This window comes from Weissella oryzae SG25 (genome assembly GCF_000691805.2).
GTDB classification, from domain to species: domain Bacteria; phylum Bacillota; class Bacilli; order Lactobacillales; family Lactobacillaceae; genus Weissella; species Weissella oryzae.
On the sequence record NZ_DF820488.1, the window covers coordinates 136,182 to 150,541 of the forward strand.

At 36.7% G+C, this 14,360-nt stretch carries 15 protein-coding genes; 3 read left to right on the forward strand and 12 right to left on the reverse strand.

Annotation, left to right across the window (positions count from 1 at the left end):
- Positions 1–64: 64 nt before the first annotated feature.
- The 3 genes from TT13_RS04715 to TT13_RS04725 are packed head-to-tail and all read right to left on the reverse strand — an operon-like array spanning position 65 to position 1,770.
- A complete protein-coding gene (locus tag TT13_RS04715) occupies positions 65–775 on the reverse strand; it encodes a B3/B4 domain-containing protein (protein ID WP_027698931.1) in 711 nt (236 codons plus the stop codon).
- Positions 772–1,308, reverse strand: a complete 537-nt coding sequence (locus tag TT13_RS04720) for a GNAT family N-acetyltransferase (RefSeq protein ID WP_027698932.1) — start codon at positions 1,306–1,308, stop codon at positions 772–774. The genes TT13_RS04715 and TT13_RS04720 overlap by 4 nt, the downstream gene beginning before the upstream one ends.
- Positions 1,309–1,317: 9 nt before the next feature.
- Positions 1,318–1,770, reverse strand: coding sequence for a MarR family winged helix-turn-helix transcriptional regulator (locus TT13_RS04725; RefSeq protein WP_027698933.1), 453 nt, complete (start codon positions 1,768–1,770; stop codon positions 1,318–1,320).
- A 189-nt stretch (positions 1,771–1,959) separates the two neighbouring features.
- Here TT13_RS04725 and TT13_RS04730 point away from each other — a divergent pair, with 189 nt between their 5' ends.
- Positions 1,960–2,745, forward strand: a complete 786-nt coding sequence (locus TT13_RS04730) for a VOC family protein (RefSeq protein ID WP_027698934.1) — start codon at positions 1,960–1,962, stop codon at positions 2,743–2,745.
- A gap of 88 nt (positions 2,746–2,833) precedes the next feature.
- Here TT13_RS04730 and TT13_RS04735 read toward each other — a convergent pair whose 3' ends face one another.
- The 3 genes from TT13_RS04735 to rbsK are packed head-to-tail and all read right to left on the reverse strand — an operon-like array spanning position 2,834 to position 5,145.
- Positions 2,834–3,748, reverse strand: coding sequence for a GRP family sugar transporter (locus TT13_RS04735; RefSeq protein ID WP_027698935.1), 915 nt, complete (start codon positions 3,746–3,748; stop codon positions 2,834–2,836).
- Positions 3,749–3,768: 20 nt separating this feature from the next.
- Positions 3,769–4,191: a D-ribose pyranase gene (rbsD, locus tag TT13_RS04740; RefSeq protein WP_027698936.1), complete on the reverse strand. Its 423-nt coding sequence runs from the start codon at positions 4,189–4,191 to the stop codon at positions 3,769–3,771.
- An 18-nt stretch (positions 4,192–4,209) separates the two neighbouring features.
- Positions 4,210–5,145 (reverse strand): ribokinase, encoded by a 936-nt coding sequence (gene rbsK, locus TT13_RS04745; protein ID WP_027698937.1) that lies wholly within the window; start codon positions 5,143–5,145, stop codon positions 4,210–4,212.
- A gap of 597 nt (positions 5,146–5,742) precedes the next feature.
- Here rbsK and TT13_RS04750 point away from each other — a divergent pair.
- Entirely contained in the window at positions 5,743–6,768 is a 1,026-nt protein-coding gene (locus TT13_RS04750; protein WP_027698938.1) for a baeRF6 domain-containing protein, read from the forward strand.
- A 150-nt stretch (positions 6,769–6,918) separates the two neighbouring features.
- On the opposite strand, the gene TT13_RS04755 is transcribed toward TT13_RS04750, so the two are convergent.
- Positions 6,919–7,404 carry a phosphatidylglycerophosphatase A gene (locus TT13_RS04755; RefSeq protein ID WP_045476641.1) on the reverse strand — a complete coding sequence of 162 codons (486 nt, stop codon included), beginning with the start codon at positions 7,402–7,404 and terminating at the stop codon, positions 6,919–6,921.
- 384 nt (positions 7,405–7,788) lie between these two features.
- Between TT13_RS04755 and TT13_RS04760 the strand changes: the two genes are divergently transcribed.
- Positions 7,789–8,004 (forward strand): hypothetical protein, encoded by a 216-nt coding sequence (locus TT13_RS04760; RefSeq protein WP_027698940.1) that lies wholly within the window; start codon positions 7,789–7,791, stop codon positions 8,002–8,004.
- 1,009 nt (positions 8,005–9,013) lie between these two features.
- Here TT13_RS04760 and TT13_RS04765 read toward each other — a convergent pair.
- From TT13_RS04765 to TT13_RS11615, 5 genes are all read right to left on the reverse strand, one after another.
- Positions 9,014–9,490 carry a universal stress protein gene (locus TT13_RS04765; RefSeq protein ID WP_027698941.1) on the reverse strand — a complete coding sequence of 159 codons (477 nt, stop codon included), beginning with the start codon at positions 9,488–9,490 and terminating at the stop codon, positions 9,014–9,016.
- 20 nt (positions 9,491–9,510) lie between these two features.
- On the reverse strand, positions 9,511–10,893 hold the full coding sequence (locus tag TT13_RS04770; RefSeq protein WP_027698942.1) for an Nramp family divalent metal transporter: 1,383 nt from the start codon (positions 10,891–10,893) through the stop codon (positions 9,511–9,513).
- A gap of 304 nt (positions 10,894–11,197) precedes the next feature.
- Complete coding sequence (locus TT13_RS04775; RefSeq protein WP_027698943.1) at positions 11,198–11,362, reverse strand: type II toxin-antitoxin system RelB/DinJ family antitoxin; 165 nt, start codon at positions 11,360–11,362, stop codon at positions 11,198–11,200.
- Positions 11,363–11,614: 252 nt separating this feature from the next.
- Complete coding sequence (locus tag TT13_RS04780; RefSeq protein ID WP_027698944.1) at positions 11,615–12,751, reverse strand: MFS transporter; 1,137 nt, start codon at positions 12,749–12,751, stop codon at positions 11,615–11,617.
- A 372-nt stretch (positions 12,752–13,123) separates the two neighbouring features.
- The coding region (locus TT13_RS11615) for a hypothetical protein (protein ID WP_027698945.1) at positions 13,124–14,360 on the reverse strand (1,237 nt) is incomplete at its 5' end.

The following is a 14,360-nucleotide window of genomic DNA, read 5'->3' on the forward strand; positions in this document are numbered from 1 at the left end:
AAAATAAATTAAAAAAGGTCAGTCCACTAATTATAAAAATTGGTGAACTGACCTTTTTCTTGTTTTATAAAGTAGTTGTCTTTGCTTCAATCGTTATACGGTGAGCATCCCCGGTAGTTCCAAATTCACTCAGTGCTGCTGCTTGTAATGCTACTAGTGCTGCTTGAGCACGCGTTTGTTGCTCTTCATTTAATGCTTCCAAAACCAACACAACATTCTTAGTGTCTTCCGTCAACATTGTGCGTTGTGCCTCTCGCCAATTAAAGCAACGGCATACAGCGCCACTATTGTCATAGTAAATCACTTCACCCGGCAATGCTGGCTCGTCTGCTTCAGCCCCAAGTGGTAAGAAGGACTCACCACCCTGAGCCACTCCTAAATGTAAGTCACCATCAAGCTTATCAATATCCTCTCCACCGGCAGGTAGGGCAAAAGATAACGAAATACTATTATAAATATCAACTAGGGGGTTAATTGTTCCTAAGAGCTTGCCTTGGTCAATTCGCTTCAACAATGCTTCAATTGATGAGCGTGCCCCCTTCTTAGTCTTAAATTTAGTATAGGCTGCCCGCCACTCAGCAATCACTTGGTTTTGACTAAAGACATCTTCGGTCAAAAAGGTTTTAGCCGTTTTTTGCGCCTCAGCTAACAAGCCAGCAAAATGTGCATCTTTGCTAGGATCAACTTCATTTTTAATATCCTTTAATACAAGTAAATTAATCGTTGCTTCTGGAAACAGCGCCCAAAATTCATCATCAACAGTAACATTTTTCATAACGTTTTTACTCCTTCGTCTAATTCGATGGCCATAATCAAGTCACGTTGTTGTGAGCCACCAAGTGTAAATACATGTTCAGAAATAGGCTGGTAGCCCATTGACGCATAAAAAGCCAATGCCCCCTTATTATGCTCCCAAACACCTAACCATAATTTTTTGAGTTGCGCGGCCCGGGCATAGGCAAAAGCATAGTCCATTAAAGCTTTGCCAAGCCCCAAGCGTTTAAAGCGCTCCAATATATAAATTCGTTCAACTTCTAAATAATCGGCTGACATCGGTTCTGACTGCGCCTTCCCGCGGTTTAACTTTAGATAACCAGCTAAATTTTGCTCATGGTAGATAAAAAAGAAATCACTATCAGCTTGTGCCAACTCTTGAAGCAATTTTGGTTGATTATACCGTGCCTCATTGTGTTTTTGTATATCAGATTCACTGTTAAAAGGGGCAAACGTTTCCGTAAACGTCCTCACACTAATCGCTTGTAATTGAGCAACCATGCTTGCATCTACTGGCACAATCTCGCTTGTCATCTCGACCTCCTAATATTTACGTACTTGGCCTTTTTTTACCGCACGCCAATCAGCATAAACGTTCGCATCCATACGTTCCAACAAACTATTCAGGGTTGCGATTTCTTCGGTTGAAAAGCCGGTCAATGCAACCGCCGTTGAATAATCATTTTCCCGTAAAATAACTTGGGCAAATGTTTCGCCGGCCGCTGTGATATAAAGATGCTTTATTTTTTGATTATTTAAGTCATCCACTTTTGTAACTAAGCCGTTTTTAACCAATTTTTGTATGGCGCGATTGCTTGTTGTTCGATCAACCGCAATCATCTCAGCCAAACGTTCCTGGATTATCCCCGGGTTTTCTAAAATTCGCACTAAATATAAATACTGCCCTTTAGCTAAATCAAATTTTTTGAATTCTACATTTGCAATCGAGTCTAAAGCCCGACCGATATTGCCAATAATACGTAAAGTATTTGCCAAATTTGTCCCCCTCTTAACATTACTATCTAATGATTATTGCACAATAATGATGTAAATACAACATTATTCCGACGATAAATTTTTTAACTAATGAGTTGCTTAAACAGCATTCCAACAGTAATTTTATGGTACAATCTAGCTGTTGAATACGTTTTCATTAATTTTCAATATTGAGAGGAAGATAACACGATGACAGTTGAACAAAACCAAGGCCTCCCTGCTTGGGTTGACCTATTTGTTGATGATATTGATAAAGCTCGCACCTTTTATGAAGAATTATTTGGCTGGAAAATCCAAGCCATAACCAATTCTGACTCAGACGAACCTTTTTATCTAATTAGTAACCAAGGTGCTAGTCTAGGTGGCTTGATGCATAAAATGAACCCTTATCAACCAGCTGCTTGGCAAACTTATTTCAAAACTGCTGATATTGAGCAAAGTATCGAAACTGTCCAGAGCGCTGGTGGACGTATCTATATGCCGGCCACTGAAATGCCTGGTGGCTTCTTTACCTTTGCTTCAGGTCTAGCTGATGAACCGTTTGGAATCGTAGAAACCGAAAATACTTTTGCAGCCCTCAATCGTAATTTACCTGGCGATCTTTGCTGGTTTGAATTAGAAGTAAATAAAAACTTTTCAGAAGTGGCCAACTTTTATACAACCGTCTTTGATTTTCAATATACTAAATCAGCTGATACTGATGATTTCCGCTACTATACTTTTGGCCCAGATGCTAAAAAACAAGCTGGCGGCCTCTTTGATAGTAGTAAAGACTTCCCAGCCTACTTAAATGGTTTTGCTCAATGGGCAGTAACCTTTGCCGTTGCTGATGTTCATACCTTCGCTACCGAAGTCACCCGACTAGGCGGTTCTGTTGAAGCAACAAGTTTTGATACTCCATATGGTGATTTTGCGATGGTTCGTGACCCACAAGGTGCTTTCTTTGTCGCAATGCGGCCTGAACCCGCTCAATAGGTAATCTATTAGACAAAAAAACCGAAAGTTCACACTTTCGGTTTTTATTTATTCTTAAAGCACTTTTATGTGCCGAGAATATTTTATTTTACTTCAAGAATGCCGTTACTGAAGCTGAAATCACGATTGCAACTAAGCCAAGTGAGATAACAGCCCATTCCTTCTTAGTTTTGAAGATTCGCATAACCACGATTCCTGAAACGGTTGCACCGACGATTGATACTTGTGAAAGTACGAAGCCGGTTGCCAAGCCAAGCATTTCTGGTTGTGCAGACACTAGGTATCCTAGAGCGGCCATCGCAAAGAAGAAACCAGAGAAGATTTGCTTATAAGTTGTAGCTTGCTTAAAGATGTTGTTATGGTTTTTAACTGTTTCATAAATACCCAACAACAAACCAAAGGTTGCCATACCAATTGCTTGTGGCAAGAACATATGCAAACCATCGACCCCATTACTGGTATATTGTGGCAAAATTCCATACAAAGAATAACCAATTTGTGCAATTAGCAATAGGCCAACTGCCTTAATCAACAATTCCTTGTTTCCAGCCGTCTTCTTTTCTTGATAGGTCGTCAAGTAAGCTCCTAGCAAGATAACGATAACTGCAATTCCACCATAAATCTTTGAAGTTGGTGTACTCCAGTTACCTAGCATGATTACACCCCAAAGAACATTGGCTGTAATTTGGAAAGCAGTTGAAATTGGCATCGCTTTAGCTGAACCAAGTACATTTCCATCCGCATCCTTCATTCCAAAGGCAACAATTGTCAAAACATTTCCAAAGGCCCAGGCAGCTCCAGAAGCAAATGAAAGCCAAAAATCGCTGCCACCAGGAATTGACATCCCATTAACTAAAACTAAAACAATCGCAACAATTAAGGTTCCCCAAGTGGCTCCAAAAATACCTTGCACTGGCTTACCGCCAAAAACTGAAACTAGTGTTGGATAGGCACTCCATCCAATAATTGCAAGTGCTGCAAATAATAATCCTACAATATTCATTTTTCCCCTTGTACCCTAACTTACTTGATTGCTTCCCCAACAAAATCAACATTTGACTCCAAAACAATGTTTGAGAATGGTGTCGTTTCACCAGTCCGTACTGTCGCAATATTATTCTCATCACGACTCATTGCCTTTAGTTCATTATGTGAAATCCAAACAATTTCAACATCTGAATCTAATAGCGCCTCAATTGCGGCTAATTGACTTGGATTCTCTGTCTTGATTTCTTCGGCCAAATAAACTTTTTGCACTTTCATTTCTGAAAGTGTTGCTGCCAATACATCAATAAATAGCGGCAAGCCACGAACAACTGCCAAATCAATTTTCCGACCGTCATCTTTAACTGGCAGACCAGAATCACCAATTGTTAGCCATTGGGTATGTCCAATTTCTGAAATAACATTTGACAACTTAGTATTAAGCAAATTAGTTTTCCGCATAATAATTAGCCTCCTAGACTACTTGTGTGCATTCAAGACAGACAAAACTTCAGCTTCAAGTGGAATACTTGGTTGTGCTCCAGCACGTGAAACAGTCAATGATGATGCAGCTGCACCATAGCGCATTGCTTCAGCCAAGTTATCCAAAGCCGGATTCAAACGAGTTGATGTAGCACCAATAAATGTATCACCCGCAGCCGTAGTATCAACAGCGTTTGTCTTAAAGGCTGGTACAATTCCCTCATCACCATTCTTACGCATGAAGAAAGCACCCTCTGAACCAACAGTAATGATTACTGTGTCCACACCACGTTCGAAATAATACTGAGCATTCTCAATCATTGAGTGCTCATCAGTAATTTCAATCTCAGTTAATAGGAAAGTTTCATGCTCATTTGGTGCAATGATGTCAGTCAAAGCTAATAATTCTGCTGGTAAACCACCAACTTCTGGCATTGGAGCAGGATTCAAAATTGTCTTAACACCATTTTCGTGAGCAATTTTAAAGGCTTCAATTACTGTTTCCATTGATGTTTCAAGTTGGGCAATTACAAATTCTGATTCAGCAATTGCTGAGGTGTGCTCACGCACATCAGCTGCTGTCATATCCGCATTGGCACCACCATAAATATAAATCAAGTTATCACCAGTCTCAGCTGATACTGTGATATATGCTTGACCAGTTTCTTCAGTAGCAGACCGCATTACATGATCTGTCATTAGATTTGCAACATTCATGTTCTTTGCAATGTCAAATTCTTGACCAACTTTAGTAATCATATTAGTTTTCACACCTGAACGAGCAACGGCAACCCCCTGGTTCAAGCCCTTGCCACCCATTGCTTCAACTAAATGATTAGGCGTGTGAATAGTTTCACCACTATTCCCAAAACGAGGGACAGCCACTACCTTATCAATATTGGTTGACCCTAAAACTGTAATAACATTTGCCATAATAAAATATTCCTCATCTAAAATTTTTATGCGTTTTGAACTCCCCAAAACTTGTGGGTCAAATTTCTTTAAACCCATCTAGCAACTTGTATAGTATAGTATGCTAACTAACATTTGTAAATATAGTAAAACAAAGTTTCTAAACATTGATAAAAAAAGATGTAAAACGTTTTCTTGTTTTAAGGTAAAACGTTTTTTTGAAATTGGTTATTTATATATTTTTTGCCTAGTTATTATATTTATTTAAAATATAACAATATTAGCTAATGCAAGGGTTATTTTGCCCAAAATTTTCATCATCATTACCATTACGACACCATTTTTTTTAGTTTATTTAGTTCAAACTCGTTTACTACTGAACAAATTTGGCAAAAATGTGAAATTTTTACTTATTTCTATATTAATACATCAAAATTTCTTAGATCACTTAATTAAAGATAGCTAGTCACCAATAAAAATCACGTAAATTCATCCGCAAAAAAATTAATCTTTCGACATAATTAATCCTTACATTCCTTTTATCATGTAAGTAGTGATAGGCAGAACTTATTACTAACTAACAAAAATATATATCGGGACACGCTAAGGAGGCAGCTTATGCAAAAGAATATCTTAACTACCCTATTAAATGACATGGTTTCTGAAAAGGGACACGTAACAACCATTTACTATACTGCTGGTGATAATCATCAGCAAAATACAAGCAACTTGGAAAAAATCCAAAAGACTTTGGCTGACAAGCCAACAATTTTAGCGCAATTGAATAAAGTGATTAATGAACAAAAGATTAATGAGTTGCGCCAAGTAACAGTCGCAATCTTTATCACCGATTCAAATAACTATTTTTATCAATTTGATCGCTTAGACATTGATTCCTATGTTGCTAAGGATACCCTTCCTGTACTCCTACCTTTATTGGAACTAAAGCAATCAGTTCCTGAGCGCATCATTGTAAACTTGGCTTATGACCAAGTTGATGTCTACCATGTAACCGAAAACTCAATTGAATTATTAGAAGCAGCTGAGCCGCTTAATATTTCAACAATTCTTGGTGACCAATTCCGAGCTGGTGAGACAAACAGTCGTAGTATGGGTGATAAGCAACTCGCTGTGCATGGTCATAATGCTTCAAGAGAAAAGAAAGCAGCTGAGCATGAACGTTTCTATCGCAATGTCGATGCCGCAGTTTATGCTTTAATTCAGGAAGAGCATGCTGATTTACCAATCATCTTGGCTGGTACTCCAGATAATATTAGTCAATATGAAGATGTCAGCAAGCAAGTTAGTCGTAATATCGATCATAATTTTCAAATTCGTAATCAACATAATAATATGCAAGACCTCTACCGCGCTTATAAGGAAGCTACCGGTCAGGTTAATCAACAAACTGCTAAGTACATCCTCACAAAGGCTAACCCTAAAAACGTTATCAATGCAGACTATACCAAGGAGTTAGCTTTGGGTGACAAGCAGATTCTAATCATTCGGAAAAATTATTTCACACTACCAGCTGAACAAATCCTAGCATTAAGCGAGTTAGGCATCAGCGCTTACAAGCTAAAGTTGCCAATTTACTTTATTGATACAATGGATGCATCAGCCAACATGATTCAGGTTGATTAATCAAAGCTGGTAAAACAATAACTGGCCAGATGACTTTTAGTATTAAAACTAAAAGTCATCTGGCCAGTTATTTCTTTTATCTCTGTCTATGTTAAGCCCTAGAGCCAACAATAATATACTAGCTCTAGGAGCTTAATAATTTATTTTTTACTAATCATGTGCAATACGAGCTTCGGCTGCGGCTGCAATTGCAGCAACAATATCGTCGATAAAAGTATTAACCCTTCCGCCTAAACGTTGCTCATCATTTAATTTACCAACTATTCCGGGCTTTAACTTATCTAGATAACCAAAATTAGTCCAAGAAATAGTACCATAAACCCCTAAAATTGACATAACCAATTGTTCATCGATTCCATAAGTACTTGCGTCTTCAACGATTCGTGTAAGGATTGGTTCTGGTAACTGTTTAGCATCTGCTAAGTCGTCCAATGCTAGACCCGTCATTATTGCATCTTGCACCTCTGTCTTGTGCAACACCTTATTGACAGAATATAGAGCCGTTTCTTGAGACAAGTCTGGCAGGCGATCACGTTGCCCAAAAATAACTAACTCAGCAATTTGACTTAATTCAACTCCCCGCTCCAACAATTGATCAACAACGTCTGTATAATGATCAGTATTTCCAATAACCATACTATTCACCGCCACCTATTCTTTTTTGGTTATCATAACATATGCAAAAAGCACTGTAAAAAAAATTATTAACAGTAACCGAGTTTTCATAATCGTTACGTTACAGGTACAAAATTTAAATACTTTGAACTCACAGAGCAGTCTATAAAAGGCCTTTTAAGCGTTGAATAGTAGTTTAGCTGTAAGAGGCTATCAAATAGCTTACAGAAGAATCTATGACACTCTAAGAGCCTTCTCAACATAACTACTATAACTTATGAACTTTTGATGAAGTTATTGCTAAAAAAGTTCATATTACTATCAAATAATATCAATAATTTTAAAGTAAATTAATTAACTGTAATATTCAATTTAGAGAGAGTTGATTGTTGGGGGTTATATTTAATGAGTAAGTTTAAGTTTTTTTCCTTTAATATTTTTGCGGGCGCTTTAATTATCGTAATTCCAATTTTACTTTTTTCACATCCTGGTCCTAAAGCTGAAGGTTTCCATTTTGAAAATAATAAAATGATAAAATTAGTACCCACTCAAAATAAAAGTTATTTTATTAATTCCATTTCAAAAAGTGTGAGCGATGAAATAACCAATTTAATATATTAAATCTTAAGAAGTCCTACTAAACAGCAGTTAAACTGCCGGTAGGACTTTTCATAAGTTAAAAATAATCTATGAATCATGCTATTTAATTTTTAAATCCATAAATAAGTTCTTAGCTATTAAAACAGCTATATAATATGTCCACTTGCTAGTATTATTAGATTATTTCCAACTACGGCTATGCACTATATTAAAAATATAGTAGAATATTTTAGGCACTTTATATATATATAATATAACAAAGTTGTTTTTATTGATGATAGTACATCTTATATGTTGCAAATCGTTTTTTGAAAAAATATTGATACAAAACTTCAATAAACTAGTACATTAACCTTACTATTACATCTAATTCAAAAATATTTGTTTGAGGGGGTATTCATTTTGCACAATTGGACTATATATACACTCCTTAGTTGGTGCTCATTTTTTTTGAGTGATATCTTAGGCTTGTTCACTTTTTTATATTACCCAACGAGCGAAAAAATTATGTTCTTGTTAATGCTGATTGCCCTATTTAATGGCATCCTGTGTTCATTAATTAGAATTGCTCAGTTAGAAAAATTAATTCGTCAAAGTGCCCGATAATCGTCAAAAACATAGGCAGCTGTCGATATTAAAAGACCATAATAATAAAAATGCTAGGTAGAATTTGAATCATCTACCCAGCATTTTTATTTTTGAATCCTCCAGTGACTAAGGTCACTGGATTTGGCGACTCTAATTGCTGAATAGTAATTCTAAGCCACCAAGATATTTAAAATAAGATATTACTAGCTAGTGTTTTCCATAATGGAACTCAATTATCCAAATTACAGTCATTTTATAAACTCAGACTGATGCTTAAATGGCTAACTCTGCTAGTTTCTATGGAGGACAAGGCTCTGTCTCACCCATAATTCCCAATTTTTATAGCTTAACCTGGAATCTTTTGAATGCCTTTCAACTTGATACTAAAGTACCAAGTTGAAACCTTACCTATGAGTGAAAAATTGGATTGCCACATTATAAACTAATCTTCTGATGCTTGTCGCGCAATCATTGAAGAAATAGTTGCATTCCGTGCGATGTAGACAGCTTGTGAACCTAGTTTCCCCCAGAAGCCTTCATGTGAGTGCGCCCCCACGATAATTAGGTCCGCTTTAACCGCCGGGACAATCTCTTGTAACAAAACTTCGCCTGCGCTACCACCGGTTCCAAGTTTTACAGTTACATCAGTTAGTCCCTTACTAAGGGCATACTTACGATACCTTGCAAGGTTGCTCTCTAACTCGGCCTGTTTATCACGGATTACTGGTAAGTTTAAGGCATCAATCGTTGATAAATCACCGATCTCTAAAATAGTTGCAATTGTTAGTTCCGCACCATCTTCTTGAGCTTGATGAATCGCATTTGCTAAAGCAACGTGACCTTGTTCAGATTCATCAACTCCTACTAAAATTGACTTAAATTGCCGTGGTTCAAAAACAAACTTTAATAAATCATTCATCTTAGCTTCCTCCCATTTAACTAAATGCCAATAATTTCACCAATTAATTGAATATTCAAAATAGTCAATACGGCAAAAACGCCCCAAGCCAAAATAGTCATCCACTTTGGATTTGCAAAAGTTTCACCCATCTTCTTTTTCGATGAAGTAAAGATAATCAAAGGCGCCATTGCGAATGGCAAGGCCACTGACAAGAATACCTGTGAATAAACTAATAACTGATCTAGCTTTGTCTCATTTCCCCCATAAATAAGTGTAAAAGCAACTACGGGAATTAAAGCAAATCCACGCGTAATAACACGTCTTAACCACATTGGAATTTTTAAGCGTAAGAATCCCGCCATAACAATTTCACCAGTCAATGTACCAGTAATCGTTGAATTTTGACCAGATGCTAATAAAGCAACAGCAAAAAGTGTCGACAAAACTGGTGAGGCAATTGCTCCAGCAATCGTATTATCCTTCAGTGCGTCATACATTGCACCAAAAGTTCCCACTGAATCAGCATGGCCAAAAAACATTGCTGCTCCCAATATCAATAGCATTGAATTGATAACAAAAGCCATTGTCAACTGAATATTTGAATCCCATGTCATGAAACGTACAGCTTCTTTGAGTTCTTTTTTATTCTCACGGTTGACTTTCCGTGTTTGTGAAATTGATGAGTGTAAGTATAAATTATGTGGCATAACCGTAGCCCCAATAATTCCAAGACTCATCACTAAAGGCGAGTCAGCACCATGAATTCCAGTTGAACTTACTGCTTGTAGTTGAGGTAAATAGCCTCCCAACATACCAACAATATTGGGTTGCGAAAGAATTACTAAATAACTAAAAATCATTAAAATCGTTAGGATTAAGGTGATAACAATCGCCTCAATCTTTCTAAAGCCAAATTTCATCAATAACAACAGTAAGACAACATCAAAAGCTGTCGTCAAAACCGAAGCAATCATCGACCAACCAAACAATAGATGCAGAGCAATTGCTCCTCCAATAACTTCAGCAATATCAGTTGCCATTAGGGCCAATTCTGTAATAATCCAAAGAATGAACCCGCCTGAGCGACTTGTATGCTTCCGAGTAGCCTGTGCTAAATCTTGGTGTGTAACCATGCCAAGCTTACCGGCCATATACTGCAACATCATCGCAATCAGCGAAGAAATCAAAACAACTGATAGTAAGGTGTATTGATAAGTTGCTCCTCCTTTTACAGAAGTGACCCAATTACCTGGATCCATATACCCAACTGCAACTAGCGCCCCTGGCCCTGAAAAGGCTAGTAGTTTACGCCAAAAAGAACCTGTAACTGGCGCTTCAATTGAGCCATTCACGTCTCCTAGACTATCATCCATCGCAGTCCCTTGTACGAGACTGCTTTTTGTCACTTTTTGTTCATCCATGACAAACCCTCCAAGCAAAATTTTGCTGGGATATATCCAAGTAAATATTCAATTTAAAATTAGCTAGATAAATTTCATAAAGATTTTCATTCAACAGCTATCTGTTAAAAGCTTATGACTTTCATTTAGCCGGGATATACTCCCAAGCAAAAATAGTTTAACAGACTAGCCACTACCTGTCTACTAAGCTTTTTCGAAATAATATAGTATTTACGTAAATTCCTTATAAGAACAGCAGTCGAACGCCTTCAATTACGCATAATTGTATAAAAAAAGAGTTGCATTAACAACTCTTTTTTTACGATTACCGTGTAAATAACTCAGCAAATGGACCATTATTATTATTAACTACTTGCGTCAAAAAAATTTTAATTGCATTTTGCGTCGTTAGTCCTTGTTTTGCAAAAATTTCATCAGATTTTGTCTTAATTTCACTTTCAACTCTTAACTGAATTAATTTTTCCGCCATGTGAAAAGACCTACCTTTCTTAAAATTCAATCAACTCACATTTCTCTATCTCTTAAAATAGTTAGGTACAATAATAACATTAATTCGATTAAAAACAACCAGTGCTCTGATAATTTACTGGACAATAAGTATATTTATCTACTGTATTAATAGTCCCACTGATATAAAATAGCAAGTAAAAATAAAATAAGCAATCTTATTACTACAGTTATTATTTATGCCTTCTTCTTTTCATAGTAAGCTATTTATACTCTATGCTAATTTTTTGGAACGAAACAGTAAAAAGTAAACAAAAATAACTGCTAGCATAACCCCAGCTGCTAAATAATAAATATGGCGGTAACCTAATACTGGAATTAACAAGCCTAAAATTAATGGTCCAATCCCTACACCAACATCCATAAAACCATAAAATGTTGAGGTAGCTGCCCCAATCCGATCCACAGTTACGTTACTGATAGCAATCGTTTGCCCGAAGGGGGTAAAACTACCATAGCCTAAACCAACTAGAGCTGCTGCCAATAACAGGGTAACAGTTGTAGTTGCTGCGCCCGTAAGTACTAATCCTAAGGCGAACAAAACGAAAGCTGGATACATAATTGCACTAGCTCCTCGTCGATCAAAAATCCGTCCAGTAAAGGGCCTAGAAATTAAAGCAAATATTGCATAGATAATATAATAAACCGAGCCTGCTAATAATAAGTTTAGATGCGCAGTATAAGTCGCTAAGAATGTCACAATCGTTGCATACGCAAAACCAACTAATAGGCCAATAAAAGTGATTGGTAAAGCCGTACGTTCAAATAATTTGCTCAACTTAAATGAAGTATCTGACAACTTTTTTTCAACTACAATTGGTTCAACCTGCAAGGCCAAAGCTGCGAAAACTGCGAGCAACAACAATATTGTTGCGCTGTATAAAATATAGAAGTAACCCAGGGTTTGATATAGCAAAATTGCTAAAAATGGTCCAGTTGCAGAAGCAAGGGTCAATGATAAAGCATAATAGCCAATTCCCTCACCACGCCTTTCAATTGGTACAGTGCTTCCAACAATTGTACCTGACGCAGTGGCAGCAACACCAAAACCGATTCCATGAATAAAACGTAATGCAAAGTAACAGATAGTCGTTAATAAATAATAAATTACTGCTATTATTAACATTTTTTTCTGGCCCACTTGGCTAACTTTATTTCCAGCCCATAAACGACCAGCAAAGCCACCTACAATAAAGATACCTGACATTAAACCAGCAATACCGGCACTGACATGATACTGATTAAGGGCCACAGAACCCATAATTACGGTCAATAAATAAAAAACTACGTATAAGACAAAATTGATAAACATATTTAATGTGAATGTTTTAGTCCATAAGCCATTATGCATACTTAATCTCCTTTAAAAATTAAACTAACCTTAAAACTCTACCACAATTCTCATCAAAAGCCTAACAATGTTTTTAATATATATATACTAGTTTTAGCATCTATCTAACATTAATAATTAAATTTCATATGGAGATTTAAAAATTCTATACCAGATGCCTTAGTTTTATGATTCTAATCAATTAAGTTATTTAATCACTGTAATATAAATTCTTATCTGCCAAGCATTAAGTATGAGTAATAACTTATCCCCCTTTCAATGATGCATATAAAAAGGGCGACACCTTATCTTTGAAATAAGGTGTCGTCCTTTTTACTTTCTTAAACGCTAAAAATAATTACATATTTTAGTATTTTCCCCAAATAGTAAGACTTACTTATTATTTTTTCTACGCTTAATTCCTAATAATGCCAACAATAGAATCAACTCGCCAAACATCTGCACTGATTCACCATTTACCATACCAGTATCTGGTAATGAATCATTATGTGGCAAATTGTTTGAACCATTGTTTGTATCTGACGTTGAATTGCTGTCTGATGTTGAATCACTATCTGAAATCGAGTCGCTCGTTGAATCTGACATTGAATCACTCATTGAGTCGGACGTTGAATCGCTGTCTGAAATTGAGTCACTTGTCGAGTCTGATGTTGAATCTGATATGCTATCTGATTCTGAATCACTCATTGAATCTGAAATTGAGTCGCTGTCTGAAATTGAGTCACTCATTGAATCGGACGTTGAATCGCTGTCTGAAATTGAATCACTATCTGAAATTGAATCTGATGTTGAATCTGATACACTATCTGATTCTGAGTCACTGATTGAATCTGGTGTAGATTCACTATCTGAAATTGAGTCACTCATTGAATCGGATCCACTTTCAGAATCACTGTCTGAGATTGAGTCACTCGTTGAATCGGACGTTGAGTCACTATCTGAAATTGAATCACTTAATGAGTCGGACGTTGAGTCACTATCTGAGATTGAATCACTTAGTGAATCTGATGTTGAATCGCTATCTGAGATTGAGTCACTCATTGAATCTGATGTTGAGTCACTATCTGAAATTGAATCTGACATTGAGTCTGAATCGCTGATTGAATCTGACGTTGAATCACTGTCTGAAATTGAGTCACTCATTGAATCTGACGTTGAATCACTATCTGAAATTGAGTCACTTAGTGAATCTGATGTTGAATCGCTATCTGATGTTGAGTCACTTAGTGAATCTGATGTTGAGTCACTGTCTGAGATTGAATCACTCATTGAATCGGACGTTGAATCACTATCTGAAATTGAATCACTCATTGAATCTGATGTTGAATCGCTATCTGAAATTGAGTCACTCATTGAATCTGATGTTGAATCGCTATCTGAAATTGAGTCACTCATTGAATCTGACGTTGAATCACTATCCGAGATTGAGTCACTCATTGAATCGGACGTTGAATCACTGTCGGAGATTGAGTCACTCATTGAATCTGACGTCGAATCACTGTCTGAGATTGAGTCACTCATTGAATCGGACGTTGAGTCACTGTCTGAAATTGAGTCACTCATTGAATCGGATGTTGAATCACTGTCTGAGATTGAGTCACTTAGTGAA